This is a genomic window from Planomonospora sp. ID91781 (assembly GCF_015711595.1).
In the GTDB taxonomy this organism is placed as follows: Bacteria; Actinomycetota; Actinomycetes; order Streptosporangiales; family Streptosporangiaceae; genus Planomonospora; species Planomonospora parontospora.
The window spans coordinates 974,007-985,945 of record NZ_JABTEY010000001.1 but is presented as its reverse complement, the minus strand read 5'-3'; the positions used below and the strand labels follow the sequence as shown (position 1 = coordinate 985,945).

General features: G+C 73.2%; 13 protein-coding genes. 7 read left to right on the top strand and 6 right to left on the bottom strand.

The features are described 5' to 3' along the window. Positions 1-177 precede the first annotated feature (177 nt). Positions 178-750 (bottom strand): gamma-glutamyl-gamma-aminobutyrate hydrolase family protein, encoded by a 573-nt coding sequence (locus tag HS048_RS04535; protein WP_196466229.1) that lies wholly within the window; start codon positions 748-750, stop codon positions 178-180. A 227-nt stretch (positions 751-977) separates the two neighbouring features. Here HS048_RS04535 and HS048_RS04530 point away from each other — a divergent pair, with 227 nt between their 5' ends. After that, complete coding sequence (locus tag HS048_RS04530) at positions 978-1,223, top strand: cell division protein CrgA (RefSeq protein WP_068900149.1); 246 nt, start codon at positions 978-980, stop codon at positions 1,221-1,223. 50 nt (positions 1,224-1,273) lie between these two features. Here HS048_RS04530 and HS048_RS04525 read toward each other — a convergent pair whose 3' ends face one another. Both HS048_RS04525 and HS048_RS04520 read right to left on the bottom strand, forming a co-directional pair. Further along, a complete protein-coding gene (locus HS048_RS04525) occupies positions 1,274-2,155 on the bottom strand; it encodes a rhomboid family intramembrane serine protease (RefSeq protein WP_196466228.1) in 882 nt (293 codons plus the stop codon). Between the two features lie 247 nt (positions 2,156-2,402). Beyond that, positions 2,403-2,939 (bottom strand): peptidylprolyl isomerase, encoded by a 537-nt coding sequence (locus tag HS048_RS04520; RefSeq protein ID WP_068900153.1) that lies wholly within the window; start codon positions 2,937-2,939, stop codon positions 2,403-2,405. A gap of 179 nt (positions 2,940-3,118) precedes the next feature. Here HS048_RS04520 and HS048_RS04515 point away from each other — a divergent pair, with 179 nt between their 5' ends. Then, positions 3,119-3,742 (top strand): hypothetical protein, encoded by a 624-nt coding sequence (locus tag HS048_RS04515; RefSeq protein WP_196466227.1) that lies wholly within the window; start codon positions 3,119-3,121, stop codon positions 3,740-3,742. A 205-nt stretch (positions 3,743-3,947) separates the two neighbouring features. Here HS048_RS04515 and HS048_RS04510 read toward each other — a convergent pair whose 3' ends face one another. Beyond that, positions 3,948-4,583 carry a hypothetical protein gene (locus HS048_RS04510; RefSeq protein WP_196466226.1) on the bottom strand — a complete coding sequence of 212 codons (636 nt, stop codon included), beginning with the start codon at positions 4,581-4,583 and terminating at the stop codon, positions 3,948-3,950. A 263-nt stretch (positions 4,584-4,846) separates the two neighbouring features. On the opposite strand from HS048_RS04510, the gene HS048_RS04505 reads away from it, so the two are divergent. Further along, positions 4,847-5,515 (top strand): response regulator transcription factor, encoded by a 669-nt coding sequence (locus HS048_RS04505; RefSeq protein ID WP_068900160.1) that lies wholly within the window; start codon positions 4,847-4,849, stop codon positions 5,513-5,515. A gap of 1 nt (position 5,516) precedes the next feature. Further along, on the top strand, positions 5,517-6,839 hold the full coding sequence (locus HS048_RS04500; protein WP_068900162.1) for a cell wall metabolism sensor histidine kinase WalK: 1,323 nt from the start codon (positions 5,517-5,519) through the stop codon (positions 6,837-6,839). 221 nt (positions 6,840-7,060) lie between these two features. On the opposite strand, the gene HS048_RS04495 is transcribed toward HS048_RS04500, so the two are convergent. Further along, positions 7,061-7,816, bottom strand: a complete 756-nt coding sequence (locus tag HS048_RS04495) for an MBL fold metallo-hydrolase (protein ID WP_196466225.1) — start codon at positions 7,814-7,816, stop codon at positions 7,061-7,063. A gap of 70 nt (positions 7,817-7,886) precedes the next feature. Then, positions 7,887-9,059: a GH25 family lysozyme gene (locus HS048_RS04490; RefSeq protein ID WP_307832364.1), complete on the bottom strand. Its 1,173-nt coding sequence runs from the start codon at positions 9,057-9,059 to the stop codon at positions 7,887-7,889. A 330-nt stretch (positions 9,060-9,389) separates the two neighbouring features. Here HS048_RS04490 and HS048_RS38685 point away from each other — a divergent pair, with 330 nt between their 5' ends. From HS048_RS38685 to mltG, 3 genes are all read left to right on the top strand, one after another. Further along, on the top strand, positions 9,390-10,259 hold the full coding sequence (locus HS048_RS38685; protein ID WP_084008690.1) for a GNAT family N-acetyltransferase: 870 nt from the start codon (positions 9,390-9,392) through the stop codon (positions 10,257-10,259). Between the two features lie 172 nt (positions 10,260-10,431). Further along, positions 10,432-10,944 carry a SigE family RNA polymerase sigma factor gene (locus HS048_RS04480; protein ID WP_068900167.1) on the top strand — a complete coding sequence of 171 codons (513 nt, stop codon included), beginning with the start codon at positions 10,432-10,434 and terminating at the stop codon, positions 10,942-10,944. Continuing rightward, the gene (mltG, locus tag HS048_RS04475) at positions 10,941-11,891 is read left to right on the top strand and encodes an endolytic transglycosylase MltG (protein ID WP_196466224.1); all 951 of its coding nucleotides are present in this window, start codon (positions 10,941-10,943) and stop codon (positions 11,889-11,891) included. Before HS048_RS04480 ends, mltG begins: the two co-directional genes overlap by 4 nt. The last annotated feature ends 48 nt before the right edge of the window (positions 11,892-11,939 follow it).

The window sequence follows — 11,939 nt, the reverse complement described above, 5'->3', positions numbered from 1 at the left end:
CTTCGTGCGACCCGCAACCCTCGCGTGCGCCGGGGCCCTTCGCACGGTCCTCCCCGGACGCCTGAGTCCTCTCCCGCCGGACACGGCGCCTTCCGGCGGGCACGCGAAGAGCCCCTCCGCCACTCGGGGGCAATGGCGGAAGGGCTCACTGGTTAGTCGTACGGCGCGCGGGCGGCGTTACACGATCCGCGCGAGCCAGTTCCCGAGCAGCCGGTGCCCGTACTCGGAGATCACCGACTCGGGGTGGAACTGCACCCCCTCGACCGGCGCCGTACGGTGGCGGAGCCCCATGATCACGCCGTCGTCCGTGGTCGCGCTGACCTCCAGGACCTCCGGCACCGTGCCGGGCAGCACGGCCAGCGAGTGGTAGCGCGTCATGGTGACCGGGGAGGGCAGCCCGGCGAAGACCCCGCGCCCGTCGTGGGAGATCGCGCTCGTACGGCCGTGCATCAGCTCCGGGGCCCGCGTCACGACGGCGCCGTGGGCGACCGCGATGGCCTGGTGGCCCAGGCAGACGCCGAGCAGCGGCAGGTCGCGGGCCTCGCAGTGGCGGACCAGCGGGAGGCTCACCCCGGCGTCCTCGGGAGCGCCGGGACCGGGGCTGATCAGGACCCCGTCGAAGCCCGCCGTGTCCTCGACCGTCACGTGGTCGCGGGGGCGCACGTCGCAGACGGCGCCGAGCTCGCGGAGGTACTGGACGATGGTGTGCACGAAGCTGTCGTGGTTGTCCACGACGAGGACGCGGGTCACCGTGCCACGACCGGACGGCCGGGGAGGATCTGCGATTCACAGCGGGAGAACACGACACATCAGACTATGTCCACCCGCCGACCGGCCCGTCCCGGGTGGAGAAAGCCCGCGCCCGCGGGATCGCCATGTCCCATCTGCGCCGACTATCCTTGCTCACCAGCGACTACGCTAGCCGACAGAGCCTGCGCACGATCCGGATCGCGCAGGGTTGACGCAGGAGAACCCCAGTGCCCAAGCCCAAGACTCGCAAGAAGGCGGTCTACACCCCGCCGAAGACGACCCAGCAGGTCAAGATGAGCCCGCGCTGGCTGGCGCCGGTCATGGTGGCCTCCTGGATCATCGGCATCCTGTGGATCGCCGTCTACTACGTGGCGCCGGACGCGCCGCTGCTCGGGACGCTCGCGAACTGGAACCTGCTCATCGGGTTCGGTTTCATCATCTTCGGTGTGATCCTCTCCACCCGCTGGCGTTAGAACTTTCCACAGGGCTGTCCACACCCTGGGGACGCGCGTCAGGGTGTGGATCAGCCGAAGATGCCGTTGCGCAGAGCGGTGTCGAAGGCGTACGGCGGCAGCAGCGCGACCACGGCGACCAGGATCAGCAGGACGGCGGCGCAGCCGGCGAGCTGGACCGTGGTGCGGTTCCTGGCCGGGGCGTGGACGAGGGCCGCCGCGACCACGACACCGGTGACCAGGCCGCCGAGGTGGCCCTGCCAGCTGATGTTGGGGACCATGAACGTGATCACCACGTTGATGCCGATCAGCCAGAGCACTCCGCGGACGTCGTAGCCGAGCTTCCTGGAGACCACGAACAACGCGCCGAACATGCCGTAGATCGCGCCCGACGCGCCCACCGCGGCGATGCCGAAGAGATAGACCGCGACGGAGCCGCCGAGCGCGGAGAGCAGGTAGAGCGCCAGGAACCGCGTCGAGCCGAGACGGCGCTCCAGTTCGGGGCCGATGGCGTAGAGCGCCCACATGTTGAAGAGGATGTGGGTGAGCGCGAAGCTTCCCGCGTCGAGCGGGGAGTGCAGGAAGGCACCGGTGATCAGACGCCACCACTCGCCTCCGTAGGCGACGGCTCCCGATGACATGGCCAAGCCGTTGAGAACCTGGTCGGAGACGTTCTCCGCGATGTAGGCCAGCACGTTGAGGATCAGCAGTCCCCAGGTGACGTAGGGCGTGGTGACCGCCCCTCCGCCGAACACCGCCTGCACCTGCCGTACGCCCTTGTTGCCCTCGGCCACGCACTCGGGGCACTGGAAGCCGACCGCCGCGTCGCGCATGCAGTCGGGGCAGATGGGCCGCTCGCAGCGCTGGCAGCGCACATAGGTCTCGCGGTCCGGGTGGCGGTAGCAGGTGGGAACGGCCTGGGTCCCGGACTCGCCGGGGGGCTGGGTGGTCATGACGCGTCGGCGACCCTTTCGACCGTGCTCGGATCCTCACCCAACCCTATGCAGATTTCCGGGCACCGTGCGCCCGGACCCTGTGCGCCCGGACCCTGTGCGCCAAGGCTCCGTGCGGCCGGGGCACCGCGTGCCCGTCACCGCGGCCCGTGCGATCCGGGCGTCCGTGCGCGGCAGCCGCCGCAGGGCCTGTGCACCCCCGGCGCCCGTGCGCGGCGGCCGTCACCGCGGCCGCCGCACGGGAGGTTCAGCCCTGGACGCGGTCGATCGTGACGCTCTCCAGCACGACCGGGTCGACGGGGCGGTCGCCGGGGCCCGTCGGGGTCTTGGCGATGGCGTCGACGACTTCCTGGCCCTCGACGACCTCACCGAAGATGGTGTGCCGGCCGTTCAGGTGCGGCGTGGGCACCACGGTGATGAAGAACTGCGAGCCGTTGGTGCCGCGGCCCATCTGGATGCCGGCGTTGGCCATGGCGAGCAGGTAGGGGCGGTTGAAGTAGAGGTCGGGGTGGATCTCGTCGTCGAACTTGTAGCCGGGGCCGCCGATGCCCTGGCCCAGGGGGTCGCCGCCCTGGATCATGAAGCCGTCGATGACCCGGTGGAAGACGGTGCCGTCGTAGAGCCTGTCGGTGGTCTTCTGGCCGGTCTCGGGGTGCGTCCACTCCCGGGCTCCCTCGGCCAGCTCCACGAAGTTGCGCACGGTCTTGGGCGCGTGGTCCGGGAAGAGCTGCACCTTCACGGTGCCGCGGTTCGTGTTCAGGGTAGCGATCAACTTCTCAGCCACGGTCGGGCTGCCCCCTTCAGGTAATCACGCAAAGCCTGCCTCAGGCGCTGCATTTGTGCTGTTGTGTCAACTATGGCCGTCACCGGCCCGTCAACATCCTCCCACGACTGGTCATGATTGAGCCGCTTTCGAGCGGGAAGGGGTCGCTGCGGGGCCCCAACGACAGGGGAGGAGTTGCCGTGCCTCTTGCAACACTGTTTGGAAAGCGCAACACCAGCATGGTTCCGGAGACCCGGATGCGACTGGCCAAGCACCAGGCCATGGTGGCCAGAGACCAGGCCATGCTGCAGATCGCCCGCGCCGCCGAACGGGTCGGCCCGATGGCCGCACAGGCCCGTGAGGCCGCCCTCAGCGCCGCGGACGAGAAGATCAGCGAAGCCCGCAGGTGGGCCGCGCCGCAGCTGGACGCCGCCGCGCACACCGTCGAGCAGCAGCTGGGACCCAAGCTGAGCTCGATGCTGTCCCAGGCGGCGACCAGGCTGGATCCCTCACCCCCGGCCAAGGTCAGATCCCGCAACTGGCCGATGCTCCTGCTGCTCACCGGCCTCGCGGCCGGAGCCGCGGGTTTCGCGATGTACCGCAAGAACTCCAGCCAGTGGACCGACACGATGAAGGGCAGCGCGAGTGACGCGTCCCACTGGATGAGCGACAAGGCGAAGACCGCGGCCGACAAGGTCTCCGGCGTGGCCGGGGGCGTGAAGTCGAAGGCCGAGGAGTTCAGCCACAAGGCGGACCCCACGGCCGGTGTGACCGGTCAGGGCACCGACGCCGACCGGAGCCAGGTCACCAGGAACATGACCTGACCTGATCCGTGACCGCCGCGTACGGCCCGCGCCCCCTCGGGTGCGGGCCGTACGCGCGTGCGAGGAGCCGCCGGGCGGTCTGCGGGCTGGCGGTCCGCCCCGTCCGGACGGCGGGACCTCCTCGGATCCGCTCCGTCCTACCGAGCGGCTCCCGGTGCGCGTGCCGTACCGGTCTCCACCCGGTACGGCACGGCGCCCGGGGTCGTTATCGCCGCTTGGAGACGCAGACCACGGCCGGCTTGCCGGGCAGCTTGCGCACGCGGACGGCCTCCTCCGGACCGGAGGAGTGGAAGGAGCCGGAGGGGCCGGAGGAGCCGTGGCGCGGGACGGGAACCGGCCGCCCCTTGACGACCTCGCAGGACCCCTTGCCGGGGAACGCCTTCACGCAGTGCGGCTTCCCGTGGGGCTTCTTACCGCGGACCGCCTCACCGGGCACCCGGACCTCGTCCCACCCTTCCGGGTGGACGGTCTCGCCCCGCTCCGCCACCCGGACCTCGGACAGGCCGTCGGCGGGGAGGGCGGGCACCGCGGGCGCCACCTCCACGCCCCCCGCCCGTCTGCGCCCCTCGGTACGGATCCTCTCCCGCTCCGCCTCGGTGAGCGCGCGGGTGACGAACCCCTTCCCGCCCCTGCAGGCGATGGTGACGGCGCCCTCCGGCGGGGTCGCCGGGACCGCCGGGACCGCGAGCCCGGAGGTCCCGGAGGACGCGAGTTCGGAGGCTCCGGAGGATTCGAAGGATTCGGCGGGGGAGAGGGTTCCGGAGGCGCTGGCCGCGCCGGTCAGGACGGTCATCAGGGCTCCGGTGGTCACCGCGGCGGCGGCGAGGAAGCGGATGCGCATGGTCGGTTCTCCTCGTTGGGTCGAAGTCCGGCCGGCGTCCGGCCGGCGCCCTTCGGACCGAGGTCCTGTCGGCGCCGGGCGGACGTCCGGCCGGCGGCCGGTGCCCGCTGGGGCATCGGCCGCGTCCGGTTGGAAGGTGCGGCCACACCGTCCCTCCCGGAACCTGAAGCCGTCCTGAACGCCGCCGAAGCCGGCTTCAGGTTCCTCCTCGCCGTCCCGCCTTCTTCAGGGTGGCTTTAGGTCGCGTCCGGCACGCTGGCGTCATGCGCGTGCTGCTGGTGGAGGACGAGAAGCGCCTGGCCGACCTGCTGAAGGGCGGGCTGGCCGGTGAGGGGTTCGCGGTGGACGTCGCCCACGACGGCCGGGAGGGGCTCTGGATGGCCGGGGAGAATCCCTACGACGTGATCGTGCTCGACGTCATGCTGCCCCGGATGAACGGCTACACCGTCTGCTCGCGGCTCCGCGACGCGGAGAACTGGACGCCGATCCTGATGCTCACCGCCAAGGACGGGGAGCACGACGAGGCCGAGGCGCTGGACACCGGCGCCGACGACTTCCTGTCCAAGCCGTTCTCCTACGTCGTCCTGTCAGCCCGGCTGCGCGCCCTCGTCCGCCGGGGCGGCCGGGCCCGGCCGGCTTCGATCAGGGTCGGCGACCTGGTCGTCGACCCGGCGGGGCTGCGCTGCCACCGGGGCGGGGTGGAGGTCTCCCTCACCCCGAAGGAGTTCGCGGTCCTGCACGGCCTGGCCCGCAGGCAGGGCGAGGTGGTCTCCAAGGGCGAGCTGCTCGCCCAGGCGTGGGACTTCGCCTACGACGGGGACCCGAACATCGTCGAGGTCTACGTCAGCGCGCTCCGCCGGAAGATCGACGCCCCGTTCGGCCGGTCGTCCCTGGTGACCGTGCGCGGCGCCGGGTACCGGCTGGAGGCCTGAGATGCCGCGCCTGTCGGTCCGGGTCCGGGCGACCCTCGCGGCCACCGCGATCGTGGCGGTCGCGCTGGCCGCCGCCTCCGCCCTGCTGGTCGGCGTGCTCAGCGAGCGCCTGATGGCGAGCGCCTCCGACGAGGCCTTCCGGCGCGCCGGGGTCGTCGCCGAACGGATCTCCGGCGAGGCGCTTCCCGTACCGGACCGCTCGGCCGGGCGTGCCCCCGGGGCCGCCGACCCGGACGTCCAGATCCTCACCGAGGCGGCACACCCCCTCGCCGGGGCGGAGTTCTCCGTGCACGCCGCTCCCGCCCTGCCCGCCGAGCGGTGGGCACCGGAGGACGCCTTCGTCACGGCCACGGCGCCGGTCGGCACCGCCGGGGGGACGGTGGTCGTGCGGGCCCGCGCCTCCCTGGAGCCCGCCCAGGCCGCACTGCAGACCCTGAGGACCGTCCTGCTGCCCGGCATCCCCGCGCTGCTCCTGCTGGTCGCGGCCCTCACCTGGCTGGCGGTCGGCCGGGCGCTCGCGCCGGTCTCCGCGATCCGGGCGGAGCTGGCCGACATCACCGCCAGCGACCTGCACCGGCGGGTCCCCGTACCGAGATCCCGCGACGAGATCGCCCGGCTGGCCGAGACCACGAACCGCACGCTCGACCGCCTGGAGCTGGCCGTCGGCCGCCACCGGCGCTTCGTCGCCGACGCCGCCCACGAGCTGCGCAGCCCGCTGGCCGTCCTGCGGGCCCGCCTGGAACTCGCACCGCCCCAGCGGCTGACCGCCGAGGCTCTGGCGGACGTGGAGCGGATCCAGGCGCTCACCTCCGACCTGCTGCTGCTGGCCCGGCTGGACGCCGACGAGCCGGTCCGTCATGACGAGGTGGACCTGGGCCAGGTCGCCGCCGAGGAGGGCACCCGGGTCCGGCCGCGGCCGGAGGTGCGGGTCGCCCTGGAGATCGCCGCCGACGTGCTGGTCCGCGGCTCGGCCGAGCAGCTGCGCCGCCTGGTGGCCAACCTCGTGGACAACGCCGTACGGCATGCGGAGTCGGCGGTCACCGTCCGGCTGGCGGCGGAGGGGGACGAGGCCGTGCTGGAGGTGCGCGACGACGGACCGGGCATCCCCGCCGAGCACCACGAGGCCGTCTTCGACCGCTTCACCCGGCTGGACGAGGCCAGGGACCGGGACGCGGGCGGCGCCGGGCTCGGGCTGGCGATCGCCCGGGACGTCGCGGTACGGCACGGCGGCGGCCTGGCCGTCGCGTCCGGCCCGCCGGGAGCCTGCCTGCGCGCCCGCCTCCCCCTCGCGCCTCCGGCCGGGACCGCGCCGCCACCCGCCTGAGCGGTGCTCGCTCGTAGGGTGGTGGCGGCGGTCGGCGACCGGGGGGCGGCGCCCGGGAGACACCGACCCGGCAGACGGTGGACGGCGCCCGGGAGGCGGACGACGCTCCCCTGGACCGGACCCGGTCCGGTCCGAGCCAGGGAGCGCGGGCGTGATCGCGCGGTCCTCGACGGTGAAACCGGCGCGGGTGCAGGCGCCGAATGCACCCGGTCGGGTCCGCCCTACCGGCCGCGGAGCCGGGAGGCGATCTCTGCCATGGTGTCCCCGGGGAACGGGGACCGGGCGGGGTCACCGCCGGTCGTCAGGATCTCGACGGCCGTGACGAGGTCCGCGCGCTGGCGCCGTACGAAGTCGCGGTCGACGACGGCGCCGTGGCCCGGGACGACCGCCTCGCCCGGCAGGTCCAGCAGGCGGGCGAGCGTGTCCGGCCAGTCCAGCGGGAACGCGTCCCCGAACTGCGGCGGCGCGCCCTCCTCCACCAGGTCCCCGGCGAAGACCACCCCGGCGTCGGGGACCTCGGCCACGACGTCGTTGTCGGTGTGGCCGCGGCCCAGGTGCCGCAGGTGGACCGGGCGGCCGCCGAGGTCGAGGGTGACGGAATCGGTGAACGTACGGCCCGGCGGGACGATCTCCACCTCGGCCAGTTCCTCCGGACCCTCGTGGAGCCAGTTCCGCCGCTGCGCCTCGCCGGTGGCCTCGGCCGCCTCCGCGCAGCGGACGTGGCCCCAGATGTCGGCGGGGAGGAAGACCGCGTTGCCGAAGAAGTGGTCGAAGTGCGCGTGGGTGTTGAGCACCGTCCACGGCAGCGCGGTGATCTCCCGGACGGCGTCGGCCAGCTCCCGGCCCTGGCGGTGGGACATGCGCGTGTCGACGACCAGGCAGCCCTCACCGCCGACGACGAGGCCGGCGTTCAGGTCGAACGACTCGTGCCGCCTGACGTAGACGCGGTCACCGACTTCCCGCCACTGTTCGATCATCCTCCGAGGATGTCAGAACCGGGAACGACCGCGGACCTCCCACCGCGATCCCGCGGACCGGGATCGGAGGTCACCGGGCGGCGGGCAGGGTCAAGGTCACCGGGCCGGCCGCGATCCTCAGCCCCCGCTTCGGGCCGCCGGGCCCGGCGGGCGTGACCGTGAAGGTCAGCCTGGCCGTCGTCTTCGGGCCCAGCCTGGTGATCGTGCAGCGCACCGCCGTACCGCTGAACCGGCAGCCCCTGCCGGCCTTGGTGAACTTCTGGCCGCCGAACGTGCGGCCGGCGAGCTTGAGCGCCGTGACCGGCTCGGTGCCGGTGTTGGCGACCGTCACCGTGTAGGTGTCCCCGCGTGCCGCACCCGTCAGCCGGATCTTCGACGGCGCCCGGGTGAGCGCCTTGAGCCGGGACGGCGTGCCGTTGAAGGAGTTCTGGCCGCCGGGCAGGGAACCGCTCCTGTCCGCCGACTGCCAGAAGGTGTGGCGCTTCCAGCCCGCCGGGAGCTCCCCCGGCTCCGTGCCCCACCGGGCCAGCCAGAGCGGGTTGCGGCCGAAGGCGCGCGAGTCGCCGGTGCAGGTCCGCCACCAGCTCGTGGTGGTGTAGATGATCGCGTCCTTGCCGGTCCGCTGCCGGTAGCGCCGGGTGAAGTCGCCCACCCAGGCGACCGCCTGCTCCGGGGTGAGCCCGTAGCAGTTGTCGAGGCGGTTCTTCTTGCCGTACGGATTGTCCTCCAGGTCCAGGACGCCCGGCAGCGTCCGGCCGTCGGAGGTCCAGCGGCCGCCGTTCCGCACGAAGAAGTCGGCCTGCTCCGCACCGCCGGACTCGTGCGGCTGGGCGAAGTGGTAGGCCCCGCGCAGCAGGCCCGCCTCGGCGGCGCCGCCGTACTGCGCGGCGAACCGGGGGCTGACGTAGTCCACGCCCTCGGAGGCGTGCACGAACGCGAACGCCGCGCCGGCCCCGGCGGCGGCCTCCCAGTCGATGTCCCCCGTCCAGTTGCTGACGTCGGTCCCGACCACTCCCGGCGCCCGGCGCGATCCGAGGCCGGAGAAGCCCGCGGGGGCGGGGGCGGAGGCGTCCGGAAGGACGGACCCGCCGGCGAGGACGGGGGCGCTCGCGGAGAAGGGGACGCTTGCGAGGGAGGACGGGTGCGTGGGGGCTGAGCCGGAGGGCAGCGCGGACGCCTGCCCGGTCTCCAGGGCCAGCACCCCCGCCGCCATGACGGCGATCACGGCGATCCGATGTTTCACGTGAATCATCCCTTCACCGGCGGAAGAGATGATCATGACGGGTCCCGTCCGCCGGTCGCAAGCCCCTCGGCGAGTCCGGGCCCGTCCGAAGGCGGTCCCTCCGGCGTCATCACCGCGTCCGGATCAGAGGCATGATGCTCGTATGGAACGCGATCTCGTGGAGCCGTGCGTCCACGCCTGAGACCTGACCTGCTCCGGGGCCCACCTCTGAGCACCGGGGACCGGCCAGGACCGGGACCGGTCCTCGTCTCCGCCCGACGAAGAGTCCGAAGAAGATCCGATGAGGGGTCCGAGGAAGGCCCGGCAGCGACCCGAGGAGGAGCCGAGCAGGTGTCCGACATCACCATGCGGCCGTACGAAGGCGCCGAGGACCTGCGCAGGATGCAGGAGCTCGCCCAGGCGGTCTGGGGGCGGGGCGGCCGGTGCCATGTGGGGGAGCTCGCCTGGGACCGCTTCCAGCACGGGGGCCGGGAGGCGGAGTGGCCGACGATGCTGTGGGAGCGCGAGGGCCGCACGATCGCGTGGGCCTGGGTGCGCCTCCCCGGCGGCCTGCAGTTCGTCGCGCCCGACGACCTCGCCGACGAGGTGCTCGACTGGTTCCACGAGGTCACCGCGGGCGACCGGCTGGCCACCACGATCCTGGACACCGAGACGGGCCTGGCGGGGGTCCTGACGCGCCGCGGCTACCGGCGGGCGCAGGACGCGTCCTTCCTGCTGCGCATGTCGCGCGGCCTGGAAGGACTCCCCGAGGTGGAGACGCCGCCCGGGTTCACCGTGCGCTCCCTGCGCGGGGACGAGGACGTCCCCGGCCGGGTGGCCGCGCACCGGTCGGCCTTCCACCCGTCCAGGGTCACCGAGGAGAGCTACCGCCGGGTGATGCGGGCGTGGCCGTACCGGCGTGAGCTGGACTGCGTGGTGGAGGCGCCGGACGGGCGGCTGGTCTCCTACTGCCTGGCCTGGCTGGACCCGGACAACCGCGTCGGGCAGTTCGAGCCGGTCGGCACCTCCCGGGAGTTCCAGCGGCTCGGCCTGGCGCGGGCCGCGTGCCTGTACGCGATGCACCGCCTGCGGGCCGAGGGGGCGGAGGAGGCGATGGTCTACGCCCGGGGGGACGAGGCCCATCCCGTCCCGGCGAAGCTGTACGGCTCGCTGGGATTCCGCGCCGGGGCCCGGACCGTGACGTACACACGCTCCCGCTGAGTCCCGTATTCCCGAGACCGGCGTCCTCCCGCCACACCGGCCTCCCACCTGCCCCTCCTCCCGCCGCGCCGTCCTCCCGCCCGGCTCTCCGCTCCCTTCCGGCTTTCCGCCGTACCGGCATAGATCGGCGCCCCGCCCGCGTCCTTGCTTGGTGACACCGCGAGGAGGACAGGTGGATCCAGGTTTCGAGGCGGGCTTCCGGGAGTTCGTCGTCGCCCGGTCGGGGGCGCTGTTCCGCACCGCGTACCTGCTGACCGGCGACCGGCACGCCGCCGAGGACCTGGTGCAGTCGGCACTGGCGAAGACGGCCGCCAGATGGCGCGGTCTCCGCGACCCCGCGGCCGTCGAGGGCTACGTCCGCCGTGCCATGTACCACGAGCAGGTGAGCTGGTGGCGGCGCCGCTCCCGGATCACGGAGGTGTCCACGGAGCAGCCCCCCGACCGGGTCCGCGACGGGCACGCCGAGACCGCGGACCTCCGCCTGGTGATGCGTACGGCTCTCGCCCGCCTGACGCCCCGGCAGCGGACCGTGCTGGTGCTGCGTTACTTCGAGGACCTGTCCGAGACCGAGATCGCCCGGCTGCTCGGCATCGGGGTGGGATCGGTCCGCAGCCAGATCCACCGGTCGCTGGAACGGCTGCGGAAGGCCGCTCCCGAGTTGGACGGCGTGAGGGAGATGCGATGAACATCGAGGATCTGCTGCGGGAGACCCTTTCGGACATGGCCCACGAGGAGCAGCCACCTCCGCCCGGCCGGTTCCTCCGACCCCGTCGGCCTTCCCGGCGCGGCCCTGCCCCGGCGGCGGCCGCCGTCGCCGTGCTGGCGGCCGGAGCGGCGCTCGTGGCCGGAGCGCTGCCCGCACCGGTGACGGATCGGCCCGGCGTCACGGGCCGGGGCCCGGACGAGACGCGTGCGGAGACCCCGCGGAAGCCGATCGTCCTGACCGTGCGGGCGGGGATGCGGCTCTCCCAGGTCCTGCGGCTGCTGTCGGACGCCACCGGCAGGCCGGTGGCGGAGTTCGAGCGGGCCGCGGAGGACGGCGGGGCGCTCGGTCTCCCCGCCTACGCCAAGGGGGCGCTGGAGGGATTCGTCTTCCCCGCGGCCTACGAGTTCCCGGCCGGGTCGAGCCCCCGCGAGATCCTCGCCGCGACGGTGGCCCGGTTCGACCGCGCCGCCGGGGACGCCGGGCTGGTGGAGGGCGCCGGGCGGATCGGCCGTACGCCGCTGGAGGTCCTGACCGTCGCCAGCATCGTCCAGGCCGAGGCTGTTCGCGCTGAGGACATGCCGAAGATCGCGCGGGTCGTCTACAACCGGCTGGACCACACGCCCCCGAGGAAACTGGAGCTGGACAGCACGGTGATGTACGGCCTGGGCAAGACCGGTTCCACCGCCTCGGTCGAGGATCTCAGGAGCCGGTCCCGCTACAACACCTATGCGCGCCCCGGCCTGCCGCCCGGCCCCATCGGCAACCCGGGCGCCGCCGCCATCGAGGCCGCGCTGCGTCCGGCCCCCGGTCCCTGGCTGTTCTTCGTGACGACGGATCCCGGCAGGCGCGTCATGAAGTTCGCCGACTCCGAGGCCGGGTTCATCAAGCTGGTGGAGGAGTTCCACAGGAACCGGAGGACCGGGTGACGGAGCGGCGCGCCGGGTGAGGCGTCCCGGGGCGGCCGTCGTGCCCGC